The organism is Fodinibacter luteus, assembly GCF_039541575.1.
GTDB classification, from domain to species: domain Bacteria; phylum Actinomycetota; class Actinomycetes; order Actinomycetales; family Dermatophilaceae; genus Fodinibacter; species Fodinibacter luteus.
In genome coordinates, this window is the sequence record NZ_BAABGM010000025.1 from 32,387 (window position 1) to 53,275 (window position 20,889).

21 protein-coding genes are annotated in these 20,889 nt (G+C 74.4%); 7 read left to right on the top strand and 14 right to left on the bottom strand.

Annotation, left to right across the window (positions count from 1 at the left end):
• Positions 1-68: 68 nt before the first annotated feature.
• From menD to ABD899_RS17120, 5 genes are all read right to left on the bottom strand, one after another.
• Positions 69-1,847 (bottom strand): 2-succinyl-5-enolpyruvyl-6-hydroxy-3-cyclohexene-1-carboxylic-acid synthase, encoded by a 1,779-nt coding sequence (gene menD, locus ABD899_RS17100; protein ID WP_345208230.1) that lies wholly within the window; start codon positions 1,845-1,847, stop codon positions 69-71.
• On the bottom strand, positions 1,844-3,136 hold the full coding sequence (locus ABD899_RS17105; RefSeq protein WP_345208232.1) for an alpha/beta hydrolase family protein: 1,293 nt from the start codon (positions 3,134-3,136) through the stop codon (positions 1,844-1,846). The genes menD and ABD899_RS17105 overlap by 4 nt, the downstream gene beginning before the upstream one ends.
• Complete coding sequence (locus ABD899_RS17110; RefSeq protein WP_345208234.1) at positions 3,133-3,387, bottom strand: hypothetical protein; 255 nt, start codon at positions 3,385-3,387, stop codon at positions 3,133-3,135. Before ABD899_RS17110 ends, ABD899_RS17105 begins: the two co-directional genes overlap by 4 nt.
• 238 nt (positions 3,388-3,625) lie before the next feature.
• Positions 3,626-4,474 (bottom strand): heliorhodopsin HeR, encoded by an 849-nt coding sequence (gene heR, locus ABD899_RS17115; RefSeq protein WP_345208236.1) that lies wholly within the window; start codon positions 4,472-4,474, stop codon positions 3,626-3,628.
• 138 nt (positions 4,475-4,612) lie between these two features.
• Positions 4,613-5,611 (bottom strand): o-succinylbenzoate synthase, encoded by a 999-nt coding sequence (locus ABD899_RS17120; protein ID WP_345208238.1) that lies wholly within the window; start codon positions 5,609-5,611, stop codon positions 4,613-4,615.
• Positions 5,612-5,798: 187 nt separating this feature from the next.
• On the opposite strand from ABD899_RS17120, the gene ABD899_RS17125 reads away from it, so the two are divergent.
• Together ABD899_RS17125 and ABD899_RS17130 are read left to right on the top strand one after the other, a co-directional pair.
• Entirely contained in the window at positions 5,799-6,740 is a 942-nt protein-coding gene (locus ABD899_RS17125; protein WP_345208240.1) for a 1,4-dihydroxy-2-naphthoyl-CoA synthase, read from the top strand.
• A 233-nt stretch (positions 6,741-6,973) separates the two neighbouring features.
• Complete coding sequence (locus tag ABD899_RS17130) at positions 6,974-7,699, top strand: YwiC-like family protein (protein ID WP_345208242.1); 726 nt, start codon at positions 6,974-6,976, stop codon at positions 7,697-7,699.
• 110 nt (positions 7,700-7,809) lie between these two features.
• Here the strand turns inward: ABD899_RS17130 and ABD899_RS17135 are convergent, their stop codons facing one another.
• Complete coding sequence (locus tag ABD899_RS17135) at positions 7,810-8,265, bottom strand: hypothetical protein (protein WP_345208244.1); 456 nt, start codon at positions 8,263-8,265, stop codon at positions 7,810-7,812.
• Between the two features lie 153 nt (positions 8,266-8,418).
• Here ABD899_RS17135 and ABD899_RS17140 point away from each other — a divergent pair, with 153 nt between their 5' ends.
• From ABD899_RS17140 to ABD899_RS17160, 5 genes are read left to right on the top strand one after another with little or no spacing between them, the layout of a single operon-like run.
• Positions 8,419-10,086, top strand: a complete 1,668-nt coding sequence (locus ABD899_RS17140; protein WP_345208246.1) for an FAD-dependent oxidoreductase — start codon at positions 8,419-8,421, stop codon at positions 10,084-10,086.
• Complete coding sequence (locus ABD899_RS17145; RefSeq protein ID WP_345208248.1) at positions 10,086-11,483, top strand: sensor histidine kinase; 1,398 nt, start codon at positions 10,086-10,088, stop codon at positions 11,481-11,483. Before ABD899_RS17140 ends, ABD899_RS17145 begins: the two co-directional genes overlap by 1 nt.
• Before the next feature lie 28 nt (positions 11,484-11,511).
• On the top strand, positions 11,512-12,696 hold the full coding sequence (gene menE / locus ABD899_RS17150; protein ID WP_345208249.1) for an o-succinylbenzoate--CoA ligase: 1,185 nt from the start codon (positions 11,512-11,514) through the stop codon (positions 12,694-12,696).
• 7 nt (positions 12,697-12,703) lie between these two features.
• The gene (locus ABD899_RS17155; RefSeq protein ID WP_345208251.1) at positions 12,704-12,961 is read left to right on the top strand and encodes a PLD nuclease N-terminal domain-containing protein; all 258 of its coding nucleotides are present in this window, start codon (positions 12,704-12,706) and stop codon (positions 12,959-12,961) included.
• Between the two features lie 8 nt (positions 12,962-12,969).
• Positions 12,970-13,854 (top strand): 1,4-dihydroxy-2-naphthoate polyprenyltransferase, encoded by an 885-nt coding sequence (locus tag ABD899_RS17160; RefSeq protein WP_345208253.1) that lies wholly within the window; start codon positions 12,970-12,972, stop codon positions 13,852-13,854.
• Positions 13,855-13,875: 21 nt separating this feature from the next.
• Here ABD899_RS17160 and ABD899_RS17165 read toward each other — a convergent pair whose 3' ends face one another.
• The 8 genes from ABD899_RS17165 to ABD899_RS17200 form a co-directional block, all read right to left on the bottom strand.
• Complete coding sequence (locus ABD899_RS17165; RefSeq protein ID WP_345208255.1) at positions 13,876-14,169, bottom strand: DUF4229 domain-containing protein; 294 nt, start codon at positions 14,167-14,169, stop codon at positions 13,876-13,878.
• A gap of 8 nt (positions 14,170-14,177) precedes the next feature.
• Positions 14,178-15,227 (bottom strand): c-type cytochrome biogenesis protein CcsB, encoded by a 1,050-nt coding sequence (gene ccsB / locus ABD899_RS17170; protein WP_345208257.1) that lies wholly within the window; start codon positions 15,225-15,227, stop codon positions 14,178-14,180.
• Positions 15,224-16,795, bottom strand: a complete 1,572-nt coding sequence (resB, locus tag ABD899_RS17175) for a cytochrome c biogenesis protein ResB (RefSeq protein WP_345208259.1) — start codon at positions 16,793-16,795, stop codon at positions 15,224-15,226. The genes ccsB and resB overlap by 4 nt, the downstream gene beginning before the upstream one ends.
• Positions 16,792-17,568, bottom strand: coding sequence for a cytochrome c biogenesis CcdA family protein (locus ABD899_RS17180; protein WP_345208261.1), 777 nt, complete (start codon positions 17,566-17,568; stop codon positions 16,792-16,794). The genes resB and ABD899_RS17180 overlap by 4 nt, the downstream gene beginning before the upstream one ends.
• Positions 17,565-18,167 carry a TlpA family protein disulfide reductase gene (locus ABD899_RS17185; RefSeq protein WP_345208263.1) on the bottom strand — a complete coding sequence of 201 codons (603 nt, stop codon included), beginning with the start codon at positions 18,165-18,167 and terminating at the stop codon, positions 17,565-17,567. The genes ABD899_RS17180 and ABD899_RS17185 overlap by 4 nt, the downstream gene beginning before the upstream one ends.
• On the bottom strand, positions 18,164-18,844 hold the full coding sequence (locus tag ABD899_RS17190) for a histidine phosphatase family protein (RefSeq protein ID WP_345208265.1): 681 nt from the start codon (positions 18,842-18,844) through the stop codon (positions 18,164-18,166). The genes ABD899_RS17185 and ABD899_RS17190 overlap by 4 nt, the downstream gene beginning before the upstream one ends.
• A 273-nt stretch (positions 18,845-19,117) precedes the next feature.
• Positions 19,118-19,252: a methionine/alanine import family NSS transporter small subunit gene (locus ABD899_RS17195; protein ID WP_345208267.1), complete on the bottom strand. Its 135-nt coding sequence runs from the start codon at positions 19,250-19,252 to the stop codon at positions 19,118-19,120.
• Positions 19,252-20,820, bottom strand: a complete 1,569-nt coding sequence (locus tag ABD899_RS17200; protein WP_345208269.1) for a sodium-dependent transporter — start codon at positions 20,818-20,820, stop codon at positions 19,252-19,254. Before ABD899_RS17200 ends, ABD899_RS17195 begins: the two co-directional genes overlap by 1 nt.
• Between the last annotated feature and the right edge of the window lie 69 nt (positions 20,821-20,889).

Here is a 20,889-nt window from a genome sequence, read left to right on the forward strand (position 1 = left end):
AGCGACTCATTGCGGATCACCCACCTCCCGAGGCCGGATCCGGCCCCTCGACGGTGGGTGATGTGCAATCAGTCGAGCAGCGTGCGCGCGGCGAGGGCGCGCAGCTCGGCGTGCGCCCGCCGGTGGGAGGCGCGGTCGACGCGCACCTCGACGACCCGGATGCCGGCAGGGCGCGCGGCGAGCGCCGCGGCGAACTCGTCGCGGTCGTCGGCCCGGTCGTGCCGGATGCCGTGCGCGCGGCAGAGCGCGGCGAGGTCGGTCCCCGTCGGCGTACCGAAGACGCGCTCGAAGTCGGCCGCCCGTTCGGGTGCGCCGGGCTCGAGGGTCGTGAAGATCCCACCCCCGTCGTCGTTGACGACGACGACCGTGAGGTCGGGCGTCGGCTCGTCGGGACCGACGAGCAGCCCGTTGGCGTCGTGGAGGAAGGTCAGGTCGCCGACGAGGGCGTACGCCGGCCGGCCGGGGGCGGCGAGCGCCGCCCCGACCGCGGTCGAGACCATGCCGTCGATGCCGGCGAGGCCTCGGTTGGCGAGGGCGTCGCCGGCCACGGGACCCGGGGCAGCGAGGTCCAGGTCACGCACGGGGTTCGACGACCCGAGCACGAGAAGCGCGTCGGGGGGCAGGGATGCCGCGACCGCGCCCCCGACCGCGAGTCCACTCGGCCACGGGAACGGCTCAGCCGCAACGGCATCCGCGAGGGCCTGCCCAGCCCGGCGCCAGCCCTGGGCCCACGCCCCGAGGTGTGAGGCGCTGCCCCGTGGGTCGGCGGCGGTCGAGGAGGGGACCGCGGGGCCGTGGTCTGCCACGCCGCCGGAGGCCGAGGCGAGAACGGACGGTGGGTGCACGGCGGCGGCGACGTGCGAGGGGTCCGGCCACGGCCCACCCTCGGACACGACCTCGACGCGCACGCCGGGGCGACGCAGGAGGGCCGCGACCGCACGGGACAGGGTGACCCGCCCGACGACGAGCACCCGGTCGGGCAGGTGCCGCTCGACCCAGTCGGTGGCGGTGAGCACGAGGGGGCCGTGGGGCAGGGCGGCCGAACGGACCGACCGGGGCCCGAACGGCTCCGCGACGACGGGGTGGCCGCGCTCGGCGGCCCAGGCCACCGCGCGCTCCGCCACGCGGGGGTCGCGCGTGCGGCCGACGACGACGAGCGTGCGCTCGAGCGCGGGCAGGTCGGGCCCGGCGGGCTGGGCCGCCCGGGCGGTGACGCTCACCCAGGGCGCGTCGTCGGGGCGGCCGTCGAGGCTGTCGGGCCACCGGGACGCGACGGCGTCGGGCACGAGCGGCTCGCGCAGCGACACGTTGAGGTGGACCGGGCCCGGCAGCGCACCGGGCGACCCCGCCGTCCCCACCGTCCCTAACGCTGCCGCGACGGCCCGGCAGACCGTGCTGCGCCAGAACGGTGGCAGCCCGGGCCGGATGACGGGCGCCGGGAGGTCGGCCGACCAGCGCACGGCCGAACCGAACAGCCCGGGTTGGGCCGTCGTCTGGTTGGCCCCGGTGCCGCGCAGCTCGTGGGGCCGGTCGGCGCTCACGACGAGGAGGGGGACACCTGCGTGGTGGGCCTCGAGCACGGCCGGGTGGAGGTTCGCGACCGCCGTTCCCGAGGTCGTGACGACCGCGACGGGTGACCCGGAAGCCAGGGCCAGCCCGAGGGCGAGGAAGCCGGCGCTGCGCTCGTCGACCCGTACGTGGAGGCGGATCCGCCGTGACCGCTCCGCGTCGAGCACGGCGTACGCCAACGGGGCCGATCGCGACCCCGGGCACAGCACGACGTCGCGGACGCCGTTGCGGACCAGCTCGTCGACGAGCACCACGGCGAGCGCACTGGAGGGGGTCACGAGGCCGGATTCTGCCACTGCCGGTCGATGCGGAACTCCGACACCGACCGCACCGGCCGGCCGAGGATGCCCCCGGCCGACGCCTGCCAGGCGTCGAGCCCGGGCACCGTCCCGCGTGGTGCGTCCTCGGCGACCGCGATCGTCTCGACGTGGGCGTCGAGCCGGTGGTCGGCCACGTCGAGCACCGCGCCCGTGGCCGGAGTGCGCACCGTGACCCAGGACGCGTGGGACGGGTTGGGCGTGAGGTCGAGGCGCGGCACCGGGTCGGCGCCGTGCTCGACCGCGAGCACCCGGACCTGCCGAGGCACCGGGAAGAGCCCCACCGGTGCGCCGGTCGTGAGCACGTGGGTCACCCGGTGGTGCCGCGCGAACGCCACGTCGCCGGCCAGGGCCGCCGCGAGGATGCCGCCCTGGCTGTGGCCGACGAGGAGGACGGGGTCGGTCGTCGACGACCGACCTGAGCTCGACCGTGCCGCCGACAGCGCGGCGGTGACGCCGGCTGCGGCCACCGTCGGGTACCCGGTCATGGCCCGGAGGTCGGTCGTGAGGTCGAACGGGTTGGACCCCGCTCGGGGTGACCACTCCTGCGTGCCCGGCACGACGACGACCCACGCCGACCCGCCGTCCCCCCGCGAGACCTCCACGACGCGCACCCGGCCCCCGTCGAGCCCGCGGCCCGCCGCGACGAGGGCGGCCGCCCCGTCGAACCCGACCGCCTTGTCGAACCCGAGCGACCCCTCGTGCCCGACCGCCTTCTCGAGCCCTACCGCCCCCCCAGACCCGAGCGACCCCTCGAGACCGACCGCCCCCTCGGCCCCGGCCGCACCGTCGACCCTCGCAGCACCGTCGACGTCGGGGCCACCGCCGACAGCCCCGAGCTCGAGCGTCGGCTCGACAGCCGTCACCCGGGCGACGCCCCCGACCTCGGTGAGCCAGCCGCCGTGCGCGGCGAGGTGCACCCCCCGGCCGACGCCGGCGAGCACCGCCGACACGGCCGCCTCCACCTCCTCGTACGCGGCGGCAGCGACACGCAGCCTCAGGGCGAGGGCGTCGAGCGCCAGCGCGTGCCCCCACGTCCCCGCCGGCCCGACGACGGCGAGGGCGCCCGCCTCGGCTCGACCCCAGGCGAGGACGACGGCCCACCGCGTCCCTTCCCGCAAGGGCGGCACGCCCGCCCGCCCCAGCGCGACGGCCAGCCGGCTGGACTCGGCGCGCAGCTCGTCGGCCAGCTCCGCCACCCGCGCCGCCGCGGCGTGCAACGACGCGGACCGCACGCCCACCCCCGTCATGGGTCCAGAACGCCCCCCTGCTCGGCCAGGGCCACCACCTCCTCGGCGAGAACGGCCGCCTCGTCCAGCTCGCGGGCGAGGGTCGCCAGGGCGGTGACCCTGTGCGCCACCTGCTGCTGGTACGCCTCGGCCGCGGTGCCCTCCCACCAGACGAGCGCGTACCGACCGAGGGCCGCCCGGCGAGCCTCGACCCGTCGCGCCGCCCCCCGCAGCGCGGCGGCGAGGTCACGCAGCTCGCCCGTGCCCGGCATCCGAGTCCCCCTTCCCGGGCCGACCCCCGGCCCGCCTCCCACCCCACCCCCTCCGGGCCCGTGGGCACAGTCCGTGGCCGGACCTGTGGACCGGGCGCCCGCGACGCCCCGGCTGTGGACGAGCACACCCGCGCCGGCGGCCGTACCGCGCCACGACCTCGTCGTCATCGGCAGCGGTGTGCCGGCCGCAGCCGCCGCGCAGTCGGCGTTGGGGCGTCCCGGTGGGGACGGCGGCCGGTCAGGTGGGGATGAGCGTGTTGGCGAAGACCTGCCAGGCGAGCACCGACTTGGCGACGAGGCTGAGGATGACGTACTGCCACTCCCCGAACAGGTAGTCCCGCCACCGCCCCACCTGGCGGTACTGGAGCCACTGGTTGAGCGCGAAGGTGTTGAAGAGCACGAACAGGCTGATGAGGATGCCCCAGACGAACCCGGGAGGCCCCTGCCCGTCGAGCACGACGATGGCCCCCCACAGGTAGGCCGCGATCGCGACCCACGGGCCGATCCCGGCGACGCAACCGAACCAGAACGGCGTCCACCAGGCCCGCTCTCCGCGTGAGGGCGCCTGGTCCCGGCCGTGCATGAGGCCGTTGTTCGAGACCTCCATGAGCCAGCCGAAGAGGATCATCGCGATGTTCGCGAAGGCGAGCCCGATGAGCGCCGCGAGGTCGGTGATGCCGGTGACGAGCGCGATGAGGACGATCATGAGCGTCGACGACAGCGAGTACTCCACCCACCGGAACCGGTTCCGGCCGCGCTCGAGCTCGCGCACGTAGCGCGGGAACCCCCACGGCGAGGCGATGACGAGGTGGAAGAGCGCGGACAGGAACAGGAAGCTCGCCGTCGCCCAGGCGAGGGGGACGTCGAGGATGCCGGAGAGCGTCCCGTTCTCGAGTGGTGTGCCGGGCGGTCCACCGAGGGCGAAGACCGAGACGGGGAGGGTGAAGTCCGTGCTCAGGGCGACCATGGCGGCGCCCGAGGCGAGATGCAGCAGCCCCATGACGAGGTTGAACACCCGCAGCGAGCGGGCCCGTTCGGCCGGCACTGCGACGGAGGGTGTGGAGATCTGCAGCGGGAGGACGGTCATGCCTCATCTTCGGCCTCGCGGCCCCTCGCGGATGCGGCGGCGTGGGTCCGATCACCTCCGGTCAGGTCACGGGGAGCGGCTGCGGCCGCGATCCGTGGGGCACGAGACCCGCCCGGATCCGGTGCGAAGGACCCTGCTTCAGTCCCGACCCCCGGTCATGAGCGCGTGGCACGCGACGACACGGTCGCGCCACCACGCGACCCGGTCGGGTGGCGCGGTGTGGCGCGCGAGCAGCTCCGGGGCGGCCGCCACCCGGCCGACGGGGAGGGCACCGTGGAGCGGGACGAGTGGTGGGTCCACGACGTCGCCCTCGAGGAGGGCGGCCGTGCCGAGCCCGCATGCGTGCTCGAGGGCGGGCAGGGCCGCGGCGAGCGCCACCCCGGCCGCGATGCCGACGCTCGTGTCGAGGGCCGACGACACGACGGCGGGAAGGCCGCAGGCGTCGACGACCTCGAGGGCCCGTCGCACCCCGCCGAGGGGTGCCACCTTGACGACGACGACGTCGGCCGCGCCGAGGTCGCGCACCCGCAGCGGGTCATCGGCCTTGCGGATCGACTCGTCGGCGGCGATCGGGACGTCGATTCCGTTGCGGGCCAGTGCCAGGCGGAGGTCGCGCAGCTCCTCCACGGTGGCGCACGGCTGCTCCGCGTACTCCAGGTCGTAGCGGGCGAGCCGGGCGAGGGCGGACTGGGCGTCGACGACGGACCAGGCGCCGTTGGCGTCGATGCGGATCCGCCCCGAGGGCCCGAGCACCTCGCGGACCGCCGCGACCCGCGCGGCGTCGCTATCGGGCCCCTGCCCTCGCTCGGCGACCTTGACCTTGGCCGTCGTGCACCCGGGGAAGCGCGCGAGCACCTCGCCCACCCGCTCCGGTGCGACGGCGGGCACGGTGGCGTTGACGGGCACGGTGTCCCGCCGCGCGGCCGGCCACGCCTGCCACGCCGACTCGACGGCGGACTCGAGCCAGCGAGAGGCCTCCGCCGGACCGTACTCGAGGAAGGGGCCGAACTCCCCCCAGCCGGCGGGCCCCTCGAGCAGCGCGACCTCACGGGTCGTCACCCCACGGAAGGGCACGCGCATGGGGATCGCGACGACGCGCAGGGCGGCGAGGAGGTCGCCGACAGGAGCAAGGGGCACGCCGCCAACCGTAGGCCGCCTCGGCCAGCGCCGTCCCCCCGCCTGGCTCGCGGCCGTCGTGTCCACCGCACGCGCCACCCTCGTGACGTTCGACCGTGGGTTCGGCCGCTTCCCCGGGCTCGACGTCCGGCTCCTCGGAACCTGACCCGACGACGGCACGAGGAAGCACGCGGCTAGCCTTGCCGCCGTGAGCGCGATCCGCGGTGTCAGCGAGACCTTCGACCCGAGCGCCTGGGAGGAGGTGCCGGGCTTCGACGACCTCACCGACGTCACGTACCACCGGGCCGTCGGGCTGGGCTGCGTCCGGGTGGCCTTCGACCGGCCGGAGGTGATGAACGCCTTCCGGCCACACACCGTCGACGAGCTCCACCGGGTGCTCGACCACGCCCGCCGCACCGCCGACGTCGGGGTCGTCCTCCTCACCGGCAACGGACCCGGCCCCGAGGGCACCGGCAGCGCGGGGAAGTGGTCGTTCTGCACGGGCGGCGACCAGCGCATCCGCGGCCGTTCCGGCTACCAGTACGCGGCCGGCGAGACCGCGGACACGGTCGACGAGCGTCGGGTCAGGGCGGAGGGCGGCCGCCTGCACATCCTCGAGGTGCAGCGCCTCATCCGCACGATGCCCAAGGTCGTCGTCGCCGTCGTCAACGGGTGGGCGGCCGGCGGGGGCCACAGCCTCCACGTCGTGTGCGACCTCACCCTCGCCTCGCGCGAGCACGCACGGTTCAAGCAGACGGATGCCGACGTCGGCAGCTTCGACGGCGGCTACGGCAGCGCCTACCTCGCGAAGATGGTCGGCCAGAAGTTCGCCCGCGAGATCTTCTTCCTCGGGCGCACGTACTCCGCCGACGACATGCACCGGATGGGCGCGGTCAACGTCGTCGCCGACCACGCCGACCTCGAGAGCGAGGCCCTGCAGGTGGCTCGCGAGGTCATGGGCAAGAGCCCCCAGGCGCAACGGATGCTCAAGTTCGCGTTCAACCTCCTCGACGACGGGCTCGTGGGCCAGCAGGTCTTCGCCGGCGAGGCGACCCGGCTCGCCTACATGACCGACGAAGCCGTCGAGGGGCGCGACCAGTTCCTCGAGAAGCGCGACCCCGACTGGTCGCCGTTCCCCTGGTACTTCTGATACGCCGCATCATCGCAGGTCATCCCTGGTCTACCTCCCTGTAGTCCGCCGGGAGTCCGCAGGAGTGCCCATCGCTTCGCATCAGACCGGCCGCGGCCATGTCCACCGACGCGGCAGCACCCGCTCGCCCAACCCGGGAGGGCCGCGCGACGGCCGCCCGCTGACACTCCGTCCGGCCCGCCGGCTGGCCCCTCCGTCCGGCCCGCCCGCTCATCCCTCCTAGGCTCGACCGCGTGAACCGCAGGCGTGGGCCGGGATGGGTGCCCAACCAGCACGGGGCGTGGGCCATGCTCGCCACTCCGCTCGCCGTCGGCATCCTCGCGTCGGGGCCGGCGTGGGTGCACGTGCCGCTCACCGGCTTCTGGTTCGCCGGCTACTTCGCGTTCTTCGCGACCGGGCTGTGGCTCAAGGCGCGCCGGCGACCCCGGTACCTGCCACCGGTGCGTGCGTATGCCGTGCTGGCGGCTGTGCTCGGAGCCCTCACCCTCGCGCTCGACCCGGGGCTGCTGCGGTGGGCTCCGCTGTTCGTCGTCCCGCTCGGCGTCGGGCTCGTGGCGAGCGCGCGGCGCGACGACAGAAGCCTGTGGAGCGGGCTGGCCACGAGTGCCGGTTCCTCGCTCATGGTGCTCGTCGCCTACGACGCCGGCGGCGGCACCGACTGGGCCCGGGCCTGGACGCTCACGGCCGTCGTGGCCGCGTACTTCGCCGGCACGGTGCTCTACGTCAAGACGATGATCCGCGAGCGCGGCGACGAGCGCTTCCACTGGCTCTCGGCGATCGCCCACGGGGCGGCCACCGTCGCGATGACGTGGGTCGACCCGTGGCTCGTCGTGGTGTTCGCGCTGCTGACGGTCCGGGCCGCCGTGCTGCCGGCCTACCGCCTGTCGCCCAAGGTGGTCGGCATCGGCGAGGTCGTCGCCACGGTCGTCGTCGCGACGACGGCCCTCGTCGTGGTCTGACCGGGCGTCGCCACGTCCCACCCCGCCTGCTCGGTCGAGTGAGCACGACACGCCCGGGATCCGCCTCCGGGACCGGCGTGTCCTGCTCACTCGATCCGGGACGGAAGGGTTCAGCCCATCCCGCCGAGGTCGACCGCGTAGGCCTCGTAGGTCAGGTCCGACCCGCGCTGGCGGTGCCGCACGAGCTGGCCGAGCAGCCGGGTCGCGGCCTCGCGGTGGGCCGCGACGGCATCCTCCCCCGGCATCCCCTCGTCCCGCTCGTCGAGGAGCCGCTCCACCTCGGCGAGCAGCGCCGCGTGCTCGGCCTTCTGCTCGTCGACCCGGTGGCTGAGGCGCGGCGCCTTCGTGAGGATGTCGTCGTAGAAGCCGCCGGGAGCTTCCGTGAGCTCGACGTGGTCGCGCAGGTCGTGGGCCAGCTCGGTGAGCGCCGCCCGCACCCGGCCGCGCCACGTCGAGCCGAGGCCGGCGGGGTGGTCGAGGGCGCCCTGGAGGGCCGACATCGACTCCCCGAGCTCGGCCCGCTGCGTCTGGACCTTCCCGAGGTACGCCGCGTACGTCTCGTCCACGCTCCACCTCCTGCGCCGTCCCCATCATCCACCGCGCGGGCCACGCGCGCGAGGGCGCCGACGAGACGTGCGGCACTCCTCGAACGCGTCTCTGCGCCCGGTCGTCCGCCCTAGGGTGGCAGCACGTCCCACTCCGCGCTCGAAGGAGCATGCATGGCCAGGGCCACGATCCTCGCGGTCGACGACGACCCGCAGGTCTCGCGGGCGATCGTGCGCGACCTGCGGGCCCGTTACGGGTCCGGGTACCGCGTCGTCCGCGCGACCTCGGGCGACGAGGCGCTCGCGATGCTGGCCGAGCTCACCCTGCGCGGCCGGCCGGTCGCCCTCCTCGTCTCCGACCAGCGGATGCCGGGCATGACCGGCATCGAGCTCATGGCGGCGGTCCGTGAGAGCTCACCGGAGACCCGCCTTCTCCTCCTCACCGCGTACGCCGACACCGAGGTCGCGATCCGGGCCATCAACGACATCGGGCTCGACTACTACATGTTCAAGCCGTGGGAGCCTCCCGAGGCCACGCTCTACCCCGTCGTCGACGACCTGCTCGCGGCGTGGACCCGGGACCACCCCGACGGCGACGGCACCGTGCGCGTCGTCGGCCACCTGTGGTCCGACCGCAGCTACGACGTCAAGATGTTCCTGGCCCGCAACCACATCCCGTACGCGTGGCTCGACCTCGAGCGTGACGAGGAGGCCCGCCGGCTCGTCGACCTCGCGGACGCCGACCCGACCTCCCTCCCACTCGTGCTCCTGCCCGAGGGTGAGCCCCTGCGCAACCCCACGAGCGTCGAGCTCGCCGAGGCGCTCGGGCTGCGGACCCGGGCCGAGCAGCCGCTCTACGACCTGTGCATCGTCGGCGGCGGGCCGGCCGGGCTGGCCGCCGCGGTCTACGCCGCGTCCGAGGGCCTGCGGACCGTCGTCGTCGAGCGGGACGCCCCGGGCGGCCAGGCCGGCCAGAGCGCCGCGATCGAGAACTACCTCGGCTTTCCCAAGGGCGTGTCCGGGGCCGACCTCACCCACCGTGCGGTCGCCCAGGCAGCCCGGTTCGGCGCCGAGACCGTGCTGGCCCAGGAGGTCGTCGGGCTGGAGCAACGGGGCCCGGTGCACGCGGTGCGACTCGCCGACGGGGGCGAGGTGGAGAGCCGGGCCGTGCTCGTCGCGACCGGGGTGGCCTACCGCCGGCTCGAGGCCCGCGGGGTCGACGAGCTCGGGTCGCGCGGGGTCTACTACGGTGCCTCGGCGAGCGAGGCGGCGCAGACCGCGGGCCAGGTCGTCCACGTCGTCGGCGCCGCCAACTCGGCGGGGCAGGCCGTCCTCAACTTCGCCCGGGTGGCGAGCCGCGTCGTCATGCTCGTGCGCGGGGACGGGCTCGGGGCCTCGATGTCGGAGTACCTCGTGGCGCGCATCCTCGCCGCCGACAACGTCGAGGTGCGCTACCGCACCGAGGTCGTCGCGACGCACGGCACCGACCACCTCGAGGGCGTGACCCTCGTCGACCGCGACACCGGCCGCACGCACGAGGAGGAGACGAACTGGCTCTTCGTCTTCATCGGGGCCCTGCCCCGCACCGACTGGCTCGGCGAGGGCGTCGTCCGCGACGCCAAGGGCTTCCTCGTCACCGGGCCAGACCTCCAGCACCCCGACCACGCCGAGCACGCCGGCCGGTGGCCGCTCACCCGCCCGCCCTACGCCCTCGAGACGAGCGTGCCGGGCGTGTTCGCGGCCGGTGACGTGCGGCTCGACTCGATGAAGCGGGTCGCGTCAGCCGTCGGCGAGGGCGCGATGTCGGTCTACCTCGTCCACCGCTACCTCGAGACCGTCTGATGGACCTCACCGAGCTGCGGACCCTCAGCCTCTTCGACGGGCTCACCGACCCCCAGCTCGAGCAGCTCCTCGCGGCCGCCGACGAGTACACCGTCGCCCCCGACGAGGTGCTCTTCCACGAGGGGACCCCGTCCGACACGTGGTGGGTCCTGCTCGAGGGCGAGGTCGAGCTGTTCCGCCGGGTCGGCAGCGAGGAGGCCCCGATGGGCCGGCTGGCTCGTCCGGGCCAGTGGGCCGGGGGGTTCGCCGCGTGGGACGAGCACGGCTCCTACCTGGCCACCGCCCGCGCCGCGGGGGCCGGCCGCGTGCTCCGGCTGCCCTCGACCGAGCTGCGCCGGCTCGCCGAGCAGTGGTTCCCGTTCGGCCTGCACTTCATCAACGGTCTCGTCACCACCGTACGACGGATCGAGTCGACCGCCCGCCAGCGCGAGGCCCTCGTCGCGCTGGGCACCCTCTCCGCGGGCCTGGCCCACGAGCTCAACAACCCGGCATCCGCCGCGACCCGCGCCGTCGACAGCCTCCAGGGCACGTCCGCCCTCCTGCTCGCGGCGCTGTCCCGGCTCGCGGGGGCCGGCATCTCGGCCGAGGACTTCACCGTGCTCGACGAGCTGCGCCGGCGGGTGAGCGGCACCGAGTCCGGGCTCAGCGCCCTCGCCCTCGCCGACCGCGAGGACGAGCTGTCCGACTGGCTCGTCGCTCACGACGTCGACCGCGACTGGGAGATCGCGCCCGTCCTCGCCGCGGCCGGCGCCGACACCACGTGGTGCGACGAGCTGGCCCGCGCCCTCCCCGCGGCCTCCCTCGGCCCGGGACTGGAGTGGGTGTCGGCGTCCCTGTCGACGGCCGCGCTGCTCGGTGAGGTCAAGGAGGCCACCGGGCGCATCTCCACCCTCGTCGCCGCCGTGCGCGCGTACTCGCAGATGGACCGCGCCTCGCTGCGGGTGACCGACCTCCTCGAGGGCCTCGACAGCACCCTCGTCATGATGGGCCACAAGCTCGGGCCCGGCATCCACGTCGAACGGGACTACGCGCCGGGGCTGCCGCCGATCGAGGCGATGGCCGGCGAGCTCAACCAGGTGTGGACCAACCTCGTCGACAACGCAGTCGACGCCATGGGGGGCGAGGGCACCCTGCGCGTCTCCGCCCGCTCGGATGCCGTGGGCTGGGTCGTCGTCGAGGTCGCCGACACCGGCCCGGGGATGCCCCCCGAGGTCCAGGCGCACGCGTTCGAGCCGTTCTTCACGACGAAGGAGGTCGGCAAGGGCACCGGGCTCGGCCTCGACATCTCGCGCCGGATCGTCGTCGAACGTCACTCCGGGGAGATCACCATCGAGGCCGGGCCGAGTGGCACGCTGGTGCGTGTGCGCCTTCCCATCCACCACCGGGGCAGGTCCTGAGTCGCGGCCGCCGGTCGACGGGCCACCGGTGACCGGTTCCCCGCCGGACGGCCTGCGGATGCTCGCGGTCCCCACCGGACCGGCCGCCCTCGACGTGCTGCCCGACCTCGAGCAGGCCCTGTCCGGGGGGCACCCGGTGCTGCCGTACGCCGCGTCGGCGCCGGCGCCGGCCGTCCCCGACCACGACCCCGCCACCCTCCCCGACGGCCTCGCCGTCGTCGTCGGCACGTCCGGGTCGACCGGCACCCCGAAGCGGGCCCTGCTCACCGCCGCGGCCCTGCGGGCGAGCGCCCGGGCCACGCACGCCCGGTTGGGCGGCGCGGGCCAGTGGCTCCTCGCGCTGCCCGCCCACCACGTCGCCGGGCTCCAGGTGCTGCTGCGCTCCCTCGACGCCGGCACCGCGCCCCTGGCGATGGACCTCACCGACGGGTTCCGGCCCCAGGCGTTCGTCGCGGCGACGACCGGGTTCGTCCCGGGCGCCCGGCGGTACACGAGCCTCGTGCCGACCCAGCTGCTGCGGGTGCTCGACCACCCCGGCGGCACCGAGGCGCTGTGCGGGTTCGACGCCGTGCTCGTCGGCGGCGCCGCGATGCCGCCGAGGTTGCGGGTGCGGGCCGAACGCGCAGGTGTCCCGGTCGTCTCGACCTACGGCATGAGCGAGTCCGCGGGCGGCTGCGTCTACGACGGGGTCGCGCTGGCGTGCACCGAGGTCGCCTTCGACGAGGACTGGCGTATCCACCTCGGCGGTGCCACCATCGCCCACGGCTACCTCGCCCGGCCCGACCTCAGCGCGCAGGCCTTCGGCACCGACGACGACGGCGTGCGCTGGTTCCGCACCGACGACGTCGGCCACACCGATCCCCGCGGCCGGCTGCGGGTCGACGGGCGGGTCGACGACCTCGTCACCACGGGCGGGCTCAAGGTCGCCCCGCGGCTCGTCGAGGAGGCGATCCTCGAGCACGTGCCCGGCGTCCGCGACGTCGTCGTCGTCGGCAGCCCCGACCCCGAGTGGGGCGAGGCCGTGTGCGCCCTGCTCGTCCTCGAGCCCGGTGCCGTGCACGACGTCACCGCCGCGGACCTGCGGGCCCGGCTGCGCGACGTGCTGCCCGACCACGCCCTCCCCCGCCGGTCGCTCACGGTGCCCGAGGTGCCGACCCGCGGCCCCGGCAAGCCCGACCGGCGCGCCGTGGCCGCCCTGTTCACCGTGGGATGATGGTCGCGTGCTCCGCTACCTGCCCGCCGTGCTCAGTCTCGCGCTGACGGTCTACTGCGTGGTGGACGCCATCCAGACCGAGGACACCGCCGTGCGCAACCTGCCGAAGATCGCCTGGCTCATCCTCGTCCTGCTCTTCCCGCTCGTCGGGCCCGCCGCGTGGCTCATCGCCGGCCGGCCGCGCAAGGGTCCGCGCGGCATCCGGCAGCAGCCGCGCCGCCCCCTCGGCCCGGACGACGACCCCGACTTCCTCAAGGACCTCTGACCCCACCCATGGCCTCCCTCTCCCAGTGGGTGGCGGGCGCCCGTCCGCGCACCCTGCCCGCCGCGCTCGCGCCGGTCGTCCTCGGCACCGCCGCGGCCCACCTCGTCGGGGGCGCGGACCTCGCCCTCGCCATCCTGGCCCTCGTCGTCGCCCTGGCCCTCCAGGTCGGGGTCAACTACGCCAACGACTACTCCGACGGCGTCCGGGGCACCGACGAGGCCCGGGTCGGCCCGGTCCGCCTCGTCGGCCAGCGCCTCGCCGCCCCGGCGAACGTCAGGCTCGCGGCGCTGCTGTGCTTCGCGGCGGCCGCCGTGGTCGGCCTGGCCCTCGTCGCGCTGAGCGGCGCCTGGCTCATGCTGCCGCTCGGGGGGCTCGCGGTGCTCGCCGCCTGGCGCTACACCGGCGGCGACAACCCGTACGGCTACCGCGGCCTGGGCGAGGTGTACGTCTTCGTCTTCTTCGGGCTCATGGCGACCCTCGGCACCGAGTACACCCAGTCGGATGCCGTCTCGTGGTTCGGCCTGCTCGCCGCCGTCGGCGTGGGGGCCGTCGCGTCGGCCATCCTCGTCGCGAACAACCTGCGCGACATCCCGACCGACACCGAGCACGGCAAGCGCACCCTCGCGGTGCGCCTCGGGGACGCACGCACGCGCGACCTCTACACCGCGCTGCTCACGGCATCCGTCGTCGCGCTCGGCCTCATGGCCGTCGTCGAGCCGTGGGCGCTGCTCGGCCTGGTCGCCGCGCCGCTCGGGTGGCGCGCGGTGCGCACGGTGCGAGCCGGGACCACCGGCGGGGGGCTCGTTCCGGTGCTGGCCGCCACCGGCCTGTACGAGGTGGCGTACGCCGCACTCACGGCGCTCGGCGTCGTCGTCGGCGTCGCCACGGGCTGACGGCCCCGCCGGCGGCGCCCGTCAGCGGAAGGTGCCCTCGTCGCCCGAGGTCTCGGCGTCCTCGGCCTCCTCGTCGGTGGGCCGCCCGGCCGCCGCGGCACGCTTGGCCGCGGTGCGGCGGTCGATCCGCTCGGCGAGCTGCGCGGAGTAGTCCTCGCGGAAGCGGCGCAGGGCGAAGTAGGAGATGACCGCCGACAGCAGGGCCGCCCCGGCGACGAGGAGGAGCATGTCCTCGCGGTCGCGCAGGCCGGCGAGCCAGAGCGCCGCGAGGCAGCCGAGGAAGACGAGGAGGCGGAGCACGGTGTAGCGGAGCATGGGTGCGATCAGAGTCCCGAGTAGGAGTGCTGGCCGACGAAGAACACGTTGACGACCGCGAAGTTGACGATGATGCAGGCGTAGCCGGCGAGGGCGATCCAGACGGCGTTCTGGCGCTTCCACCCGGTCGTCGCGCGGGCGTGCAGGTAGGCCGCGTAGACGACCCAGATGACGAAGCTCCACACCTCCTTGGGGTCCCAGTTCCAGTACGAGCCCCAGGCCTGGCGGGCCCAGATCGCCCCGGCGATGACGGTGAAGGTCCAGAGCGGGAACGCGACGACGTGCGTGGCGTAGGTGAGCCGCTCGAGCGCGCGCGCGTCGGGCAGCCGGTCCATGAAGCTGCGGCGGTGCGCCGGGTCGGCCTCGAGCCGGGCCTGGACGAGGTAGAGGATGCCGAGCGAGAAGCCGATGGTGAAGACCGCGACCGACAGCGTCGCGACGGCGACGTGGATGGCGAGCCACACCGAGCGCAGCGACGGCATGAGCTCGGAGGCGTCGGTGTACCAGACGGTGATCGCGAGCCCGAGGTTGAGCAGCACCGGGGCGACGACGAACAGGCCGAGCCAGCGCAGGTCGCGGCGCACCGCCCAGGCGCAGTACGCGACGAGCACGAACATCGCCCCGACGATCGCGAACTCGTACATGTTCCCCAGCGGCCAGCGGTGCACCTCGGCGGCCCGCAGCACGACACCGGCGACGACGAGGGCGGTGGCGAGCAGGGTGAGCATCCAGCCGATGCCGGCGGCCTTTCGGGCGCCGAGCGGCTCCTCCTCACGGGTGCCCGGCGGCGTGGATGCCGTGCCGGTCGCCTCCCCCTCCGCCGGCTCACCGTCCACCGCCTCACCGGCGACCGTCTCACCGGCCACCGCCTCACCGGTGGCCGTCTCGCCCACGCCGGCGCCGACGAGTGCGCGGTCGCGCGTGGCGACGTCGACGGCATCCCGCGTGGGGGCGAGCCGGGCGAGGTGCACGGCGTACGCGAGCATCGCAAGGGTGAGCACCACCATCGCGGAGTAGATCGCCGTGTTGGACAGCTGGGCGAGGGTCTGGTCGGTCATCGCGTTCCTTCGAGTGCGGTGAGGAGCCCGTCGAGCTCGTCGGGCATCCCCTCGTCGTCGTCCTTGGCCAGGCCTCCGACGGAGACCACAGTACGACCCGGTCGCTCCCCCGGCCCAACCCGCACGAAGACCCTTCGACGCCGCACGACGAGGGAGGCGACGAGGCCGGCGAGGCTCAGCAGGGCGGCGACGAGGGTGAGGGACTTGCCCGGGTCGGTGCGCACCGACAGGCCGGCGAAGCGCTCCACGCCGTCGAACGTGATCGAGCCGCGCCCCCCGGGCAGCTCGTACGTCTCCCCGGGTCGCAGCAGGATGCGCAGCTGGTCGGCCCCGTCGGCGCCCGGCACGGCCGTCATCGCCTCGGTGTCGAGGGAGTACACGGACTGCGGGCGTCCGCTCGGGAAGAGCTCGCCCTCGAACGCCGTGAGCGCCAGCTGGGGGTCGAGCAGGTCGGGGAAGACCGAGTGGGGACCCCGCTCGTCGTCGATGACCCCGGTCGGCAGGAAGAAGCCGGCGAACCCGAGCTGTTGGGGCGAGGCGCCCGGAACCTTGACCGCGCCGACCGAGGTGTAGGTGTCGTCCTGCGGCAGGAACGGCGTCGCGTCGGAGTACACGACGGTGCCCTCGGCGTCGCGGACGGTGATCGTCGGGGCGTAGCCGTTGCCGAGGAGGAAGACGGTGCCGTCGCCGGTCTCGAGGGGGTGGTTGACGCGGATCGAGCGCTGCTCCGCCGGCCCGTCGGGCGGGGTGAACGTCGTCGACGCCTCGAAGTCGCGCGGGGCCCCGAACTGGCCGGCCCCCTGGGTCTGCGTCTCGAACTCGACGTCGAGGCGGTCCAGGCCGATCGTGAACGGGGCGAGGTCGTTGACGTCGACCCATGGCCCGGGGCTGAAGGTGTCGTAGCGCGAGAGGGTGTTGGCGAAGGTCTTGCCCACGGGCAGGATGACGTCTCCCTTCCACCCGAGCAGGTGGCCCCAGGCCACCCCGACGAGGATGCCGATGAGTGCGACGTGGAAGACGAGGTTGCCCGTTTCGCGCAGGTAGCCCTTCTCGGCCGACAGCGTCTGGCCGTCATGGGCGTGCACGCGGTAGCGGCGGCGGCGCAGGACACCGCGCAGGGCCTCGCGCACCTGCTCGGGGTCACCCTCGACCTCGAGCATCCGGTGGGCCGCGAGCCGCTCGAGCCGCCGCGGTGCCCGGGGCGGGGCCGAGCGCACCTGGTGCCAGAGGATCCTCGTGCGCGGCAGGACGCAGCCGATGAGCGAGACGAAGAGCAGGAGGTAGATCGCGGCGAACCACGGTGACGCGTAGACCTCGAAGAAGCCGAGGCGGTCGAGCACCGGCCCGGCCGTGGGATGGTCGGCGATCCACTGGGCGGTGCGCGCCGGGTCGATCGAGCGCTGCGGGAACGTCGAGCCCGGCACCGCACCGATCGCGAGGAGCAGGAGGAGGAAGAGCGCGGTCCGCATGCTCGTCAGCTGACGCCACGTCCACCGCAGCCACCCGAGGGGGCCGAGGCGCGGCTGGGCGACGTCCGGGCGGGTGCGCGGTGCGGTCCCGGTGCTCACAGCGACACCTCGAAGCCACTCACGAGCTCGGCCTGGATCCACCGGTTGAGCTCCTCCCACACGCCGGTGAGGAGCAGCACGCCGACGACGACGAGCATGACGCCACCGACGACCTGGATCGCCCGCTGGTGGCGCCGCACCCAGTCCGAGGCGCGGCCGGCCCGGTCCAGGCCCGCCGCGATGAGGAGGAACGGCAGGCCGAGCCCGATCCCGTACGCCGTCGCGAGCACGACGCTGCGCCCGAGCTGCGGGTCCGCCGTGGCCGTCGCCATGACGAGGACGGCGGCCAGGGTCGGCCCAGTGCACGGCGCCCACCCGAGCGCGAACACCGCGCCGAGCACGGGGGCACCGGCCAGTCCGGCGCGGGGCCGCCAGCGGATCCGCGCCTCGCGCTGGGCACCGACCCCGAGGAAGACCAGCCCCATGACGATGACGACGACCCCACCGGCTCGCATGAGCAGGGTGCGGTGCTCGACGAGCGCCCGGCCCGCCGTCGTCACGAAGATCGAGCCGAGCACGAAGACGAGGGTGAAGCCGAGGACGAAGAGGAGTGCGCCGGTCACCATCCGGCCTCGGGACCGCTCGGCGAGGGGTTCGCCGGTGAGGCCGCTGACGTAGCCGAGGAACCCGGGCACGAGGGGCAGCACGCACGGGCTGGCGAACGAGACGAGGCCGGCCAGGGCCGCGACCGCCACGGCGAGCGGCAGGGCGCCCGAGGTGACCGTGTCACCGCTGGCCGCGAGCACGGCCGCGGGGGCGGCGACCGGCGTCACGACTCGGCGACGACGTCGTCGACGAGCCCACGCAGGGTGCTCGCCGAGACGGGACCGTTGACCCGCGCGGCGATCCGCCCCTCGGTGTCGAGCACGAGGGTCGTCGGCACGGTCGGGGCCTTGCCCTGGAGCGCGAGGATGAGGACCCCGGACTCGTCGCTGAGGCTCGGGTAGGTGATGCCGGCCTTCTTCGCGAACGCGGCGCCACGCGCGGGGTCCTCGCGGAAGTCGATGCCCATGAACTGCACGGGGGCGCGCTCGGCCTCCAGGTCGGACCAGACCCGCTGCAGGTCGGGCGCCTCGGCGACGCACGGCGCGCACCACGACCCCCAGACGTTGACGACGAGCACCTCGCCGCGGGCGGAGGCGCTGTCCCAGGCGGTGCCGTCGAGCAGCTCGCCGCTCAGCTCGACCGGCTCGGCGCGGTCGGCCTCGGGGATGGTCTCGACGGCGCCGTCGCCGGAGACGTAGCCCTTCTGGTCGCCCGCCTTGGCCTGGGCCGCGACGGAGTTCGGGTCCTGCGAGCAGGCCGCGGCTCCGAGGACGAGGGCGAGGGCGGCCAGCCACCCGGCGAGCCGGGCGGGGGGTCGTGCGCTCATGCGCCCGCCCCGGGCTGGGCCTGGTCGAGCAGCGCGGCGGCGGGCTCGCTGTAGGACAGCGACAGCAGCTCGTCGTCGAGGAAGGTGAACGAGGTGAGCGAGGCGAGGGCGCACTCACGGCGGGCCGGGTTGTGCCAGAGCGGCCTGCCCTCGGTGGCGAGCCGGATCATCCAGATCGGCGCCTGGTGGCTCACGATGACCGCCTCGTGGCCCCGGGCGGCGGCCCGCGCGTCGACGATCGCGAGGCGCATCCGCTCGACGATCTCGACATAGGGTTCGCCCCACGAGGGCCGGAACGGGTTGAGCATCTTCGGGTACAGGCGGGGGTGGCGCAGCAGCCCGGCGCCTCCGGCGACGGGCAGGCCCTCGAACTCGTTGTCCGCCTCGATGACCCGCTCGTCGAGGGTCACCTCGAGCCCGTGCTCCTGCGCGACCGGGGCGGCCGTCTCGCGGGCGCGCTCGAGCGGGCTCGACACGACGTGCGTGATGTCGTGGTCGCCGAGGTGGTCTGCTGCGAGCTCGGCCATGTCGCGGCCGAGCGCCGAGAGGTGGTAGCCGGGCAGGCGACCGTAGAGGAGGCGGTGCGGGTTGTGGACCTCGCCGTGGCGCAGCAGGTGCACGACGGTGCGTTTCGGGTCGTCGGCACCCGGTCCGCCGGCCGTCGGGGAGGTCGTCATGCGCCCGATTGTCGCAAACGAGTCTGGGTGCGACGGCACCCCTCCCCGCCGGCGGACGGTGGCCCGGACCGACGCCCGGTGGACGAGGGGCGGGCCGGGCGCACGACCCGACAAGCCTCGGGGAAACCGGGGTCAGGACCCCGGTTTCCCTCGGCTCTGCCGATGACCGGGAAGACGCTCGCGCGCCACGGCTCGATCATCATGACCTCGCCGTCCCTGAGCTCTGCCGTCACAGGTCCCGGGGTCTGGCGTCACAGGTCCCGGGGCCTCCTGTCAGAGGTCTCGGTGCATCTCCTGCTCGATGGCGTCCTCGCGGTCCGCGCGGCGCAGGTGGAGGAGCGCCGCGACGAGGCCGCCCCACACGACGACGATGGCGAGGAGCATCATGACGATGGCTTCGGTCGACATCACAGGTCCCTTCCCGGGGTGGTCGTGGCGACGGGTTCGTCGTCGTCATAGCCGTCGATGCGGGTCTGCGAGCGCCACGGCACCCGGGCGATGACGAAGCCGCCCACCGCGACGAGCAGGGCGGCGAGCCAGCCGAAGACGAGGAGCATCCACTGCGGGTAGCCCTCGTAGGGCTCCTGGAGCACCGCCCAGAGCTCGCGGACGAGGACGAAGCCGAGCACGAGCGGCGTCACCACGGACATGAGGACGATCCACCAGCCACGCACCGGCACCGAGCCGTCGCGGTTGAGGTGGTCCCTCAGGCGGGGCAGGGCGCGCACGCCCCAGGCGAGGACGACCATGCTGACGACCGCGACGAGGAGGATGCCGAACCGGTTGATGAAGTGGTCGAGGATGTCGAGGACGTAGATGCCGCTCGTCGTGCTGAAGCCGATGAGGCTGAGCAGCGCGCACGGCACCGTGACGACGAGGGTGGAGCGCAGCCGGCTCAGCTCGAACTTGTCGCGGACCGCGGAGATGACGACCTCGAGCACGCTGACGAGCGAGGTGAAGCCGGCCATGACGAGCGAGGCGAAGAAGAGCACCCCGATGACCGCACCCGCCGGGGCCTCGTTGACGATCGTCGGGAAGGCGATGAAGGCCAGGCCGATGCCCGAGGTCGCCACCTCGCCGACGGCGACCCCGGACGCCTGGGCCATGAAGCCGAGGGCGGCGAACACGCCGATGCCGGCGAGCAGCTCGAAGCCCGAGTTCGAGAAGCCGACGACCATGGCCGAGCCCGTCATGTCGGTACGCCGGTGCACGTAGGACGAGTACGTGATCATGATGCCGAAGCCGATGGACAGCGAGAAGAAGATCTGGCCGTAGGCCGCCGCCCAGACGGCCGGCTCGGCCAGGGCCGACCAGTCCGGCGCGAAGAGGGCGTCCAGGCCCGCGCCCGCCCCCGGGAGCCGCAGGGCCTGCACGACGAGCACGGCGAAGGCGATGACGAGCACGGGGATGAAGATGACCGACGTGGCACCGACGCCGCGCTGCACCCCGAGGGCGAGCACGGCGATGAGCGCGACCCAGACGACGGCCAGCGGGAGGAGCACCCGGGGCACGAAGTCGAGGGTCACGCCGGGGTCCCCCGCCTGGAGGAGGTCGCCGAAGAAGTAGGCGTTCGGGTCCTCGCCCCAGGCCCGGGTGAACGAGAGGACGGTGTAGCTCAGGGCCCAGGCGATGACCGCGGCGTAGTAGACGGCGATCATGAAGCAGATGCCGACCTGCCACCAGCCCAGGCCCTCGGTGCGCCGTGACAGGCGGGCGAACGACAGGGGGGCCGACCCCCGGTAGCGGTGCCCGAGCGCGTACTCGAGGAAGAGGAACGGGATCCCCGCCGTGAGCAGGGCCACGAGGTACGGGAGGATGAACGCCCCGCCCCCGTTGTCGTAGGCGACGTACGGGAACCGCCAGATGTTGCCCAGGCCAACGGCGGAGCCGATCGCCGCGAGGATGAAGACCCGCCGGCCGGAGAACGACCCCCGCCTGGCCTCGGCCGCCTCGTCCTGGCTCGCTGTCGTGCTCATGGAACCTCCCTGCCCGGGGTCGCGTCGTCAGGTGCTCCCCGCCAGCATCCCGCGATCGGGCCGGAGGCG

Excerpts from the sequence above, each read along its gene's own strand:
- ABD899_RS17105 (WP_345208232.1), bottom strand. The coding sequence starts at position 3,136 with ATGACGGGGGTGGGCGTGCGGTCCGCGTCGTTGCACGCCGCGGCGGCG.
- ABD899_RS17110 (WP_345208234.1), bottom strand. The coding sequence starts at position 3,387 with ATGCCGGGCACGGGCGAGCTGCGTGACCTCGCCGCCGCGCTGCGGGGG.
- heR (WP_345208236.1), bottom strand. The coding sequence starts at position 4,474 with ATGACCGTCCTCCCGCTGCAGATCTCCACACCCTCCGTCGCAGTGCCG.
- ABD899_RS17140 (WP_345208246.1), top strand. The coding sequence starts at position 8,419 with ATGGCCAGGGCCACGATCCTCGCGGTCGACGACGACCCGCAGGTCTCG.
- ABD899_RS17145 (WP_345208248.1), top strand. The coding sequence starts at position 10,086 with ATGGACCTCACCGAGCTGCGGACCCTCAGCCTCTTCGACGGGCTCACC.
- ABD899_RS17160 (WP_345208253.1), top strand. The coding sequence starts at position 12,970 with ATGGCCTCCCTCTCCCAGTGGGTGGCGGGCGCCCGTCCGCGCACCCTG.
- ABD899_RS17165 (WP_345208255.1), bottom strand. The coding sequence starts at position 14,169 with ATGCTCCGCTACACCGTGCTCCGCCTCCTCGTCTTCCTCGGCTGCCTC.
- ccsB (WP_345208257.1), bottom strand. The coding sequence starts at position 15,227 with ATGACCGACCAGACCCTCGCCCAGCTGTCCAACACGGCGATCTACTCC.
- ABD899_RS17185 (WP_345208263.1), bottom strand. The coding sequence starts at position 18,167 with ATGAGCGCACGACCCCCCGCCCGGCTCGCCGGGTGGCTGGCCGCCCTC.
- ABD899_RS17190 (WP_345208265.1), bottom strand. The coding sequence starts at position 18,844 with ATGACGACCTCCCCGACGGCCGGCGGACCGGGTGCCGACGACCCGAAA.
- ABD899_RS17195 (WP_345208267.1), bottom strand. The coding sequence starts at position 19,252 with ATGTCGACCGAAGCCATCGTCATGATGCTCCTCGCCATCGTCGTCGTG.
- ABD899_RS17200 (WP_345208269.1), bottom strand. The coding sequence starts at position 20,820 with ATGAGCACGACAGCGAGCCAGGACGAGGCGGCCGAGGCCAGGCGGGGG.